1 protein-coding gene is annotated in these 732 nt (G+C 62.7%); it reads left to right on the forward strand.

Translation table 11 applies throughout. From position 1 onward, the window contains the following. The coding region (locus IEW15_RS25600) for an IS5 family transposase (RefSeq protein ID WP_188583381.1) at positions 1 to 732 on the forward strand (732 nt) is incomplete at both ends.

The raw sequence follows: 732 nt of genomic DNA on the forward strand, positions 1-732 counted from the left end.
TGTACGGAGGCGGAATGGGCGTTGATCGAACCGTTCATGCCTGCGCCGAACAAGGTCGGCCGACCGCGCAAATGGCCGATGCGCGAGATATGGAACGCGATCCAGTATATTGCGGCGGCGGGTTGCCAGTGGGCGATGCTGCCGAAAGACTTCCCGCCGTTCACGACGGTGCAGCACTATTTCTACCGGCTGCGCGACAGCGGCATGTTCGACATCATCAACGAGACGCTGGTGATGTCCGCGCGCCTTCTGGCCGGTCGGGCGGCAGGGCCGACAGCGGGCGTGATCGACAGCCAAAGCGTGAAAACCACGGAAAGCGGCGGACCGCGCGGCTATGATGCGGGCAAAAAGATCAAGGGCCGCAAGCGCCATATCCTCACCGATACCCAGGGCAACATGCTGAGCGCGATCACGCACACCGCCGATATTCAGGACAGGGATGGCGCACCGGGCGTCATCGCCGACACGAAAGAGAGCTTCCCCACGCTCGCTCATCTGTTCGCCGACGGCGGTTATGGAGGGGACAAGCTGGAAAACACCATGCAGAACATGGATGGGCCGACGATCGAGATCGTCAAGCGGCCCAATGGCGCAACCGGCTTTGTCGTCATTGCCCGCCGCTGGGTCGTCGAACGCACCTTTGCCTGGCTCGGGCGCTGCCGCCGTCTCGCAAAAGACTGGGAGGCAACCATCGCATCCTCCGACGCATGGCTTCTCATCGCCTCCATCCGA

Source organism: Tistrella bauzanensis, assembly GCF_014636235.1.
GTDB classification, from domain to species: Bacteria; Pseudomonadota; Alphaproteobacteria; order Tistrellales; family Tistrellaceae; genus Tistrella; species Tistrella bauzanensis.